The organism is Burkholderia sp. AW49-1, from assembly GCF_053427845.1.
The window spans coordinates 1-1,356 of record NZ_JBSAXF010000081.1; the positions used below are offsets into that span (position 1 = coordinate 1).

General features: G+C 62.0%; 1 protein-coding gene. It reads left to right on the top strand.

Annotated features, from left to right (window positions below; all coding sequences use genetic code 11):
• The first annotated feature begins 56 nt into the window (after positions 1 to 56).
• Positions 57 to 1,316 carry an IS256 family transposase gene (locus ACV22W_RS33465; protein WP_448023811.1) on the top strand — a complete coding sequence of 420 codons (1,260 nt, stop codon included), beginning with the start codon at positions 57 to 59 and terminating at the stop codon, positions 1,314 to 1,316.
• Positions 1,317 to 1,356: the final 40 nt, after the last annotated feature.

The window sequence follows — 1,356 nt, forward strand, 5'->3', positions numbered from 1 at the left end:
GAGCCTATCCGAATGTTTGTGTGTGAGGCATAAACTGATGGCCAAGGAGCCACTTTATGCCACGCAAACGCAAGGAAGAAGTGACGATAGAACCGGGCAAGGGCTTGAACCTGGACCCGGAGCTGATCAAGCAACTGGTACCCGGCACGCTGGATCGGGCGACGATCAACGAGCAGCTTGCGGCGCTCAAGAAGGCAATCTTCGAACGCGCGCTGGGCGGCGAACTGACCCACCACCTCGGCTACGAGAAGGGCGATGCCAAGCCGGCAGGCCGCACGAACCACCGCAACGGCACCAGCCGCAAGCGCATCACGACCGACGACGACCTGCTCGACGTCGAGATTCCGCGCGACCGCGAGGGCACCTTCGATCCGGTGCTGATCGCCAAGGGCGAGCGACGCTTCACCGGCTTCGACGACAAGATCATCGCGATGTACGCACGCGGCATGAGCATGCGGGAGATTCAGGGTTTCCTGCTGGAGATGTACGGCATCGAGGTGTCGCCGGACTTCATCAGTACGGTGACCGATGCCGTGATCGACGAAGTGCGCGAATGGCAGCAGCGGCCGCTCGAGCCGATGTACCCGGTCGTGTTCTTCGACGCCTTGCGAGTCAAGATCCGCGACGAAGGCGTTGTGCGCAACAAGGCGATCTACCTGGCGCTGGGCGTGCGCCGCGACGGCACACGCGACGTGTTGGGCCTTTGGATCGAGCAGACCGAGGGGGCCAAGTTCTGGCTGAGGGTGGTGAACGACCTTAAGCTGCGCGGCGTGCAGGATATCCTGATCGCCGTGGTCGACGGCCTGAAGGGCTTCCCGGAAGCGATCAACACGGTGTTCCCGGAAACGACGGTCCAGACCTGCATCGTGCATCTGATCCGGAACTCACTGGACTTCGCCAGCTGGAAAGACCGGAAATCGGTCGCAGCGGCGCTCAAGGAGGTCTATCGGGCACCGTCGGCCGAAGCGGCCGCCGTGGCGCTGGACGCGTTCGATAGGAGCCCATGGGGTACGAAATACCCTCCGATTGCCGCGCTCTGGCGCCGAGCCTGGGATCAGGTGATTCCGTTCTACGCCTTCGCGCCTGACATCCGGAAAATTGTATATACGACCAACGCGATCGAGTCGCTGCACATGCAGCTTCGGAAGATCATCAAGGCGCGCGGCCACTTCCCGTCGGACGAGGCCGCGCTCAAACTGATCTGGCTGGCGCTGCGCAACGTCGTGGCCAAGTGGACCGGCTCCCGGCACGATTGGAAGAGCGCGATGACGCAGTTCGCACTGCTTTACCCGGAACGATTCAACATTGGAGTCTGAATCTCAACCCGCCTCACACACGGAATTCCGGATACCTCCG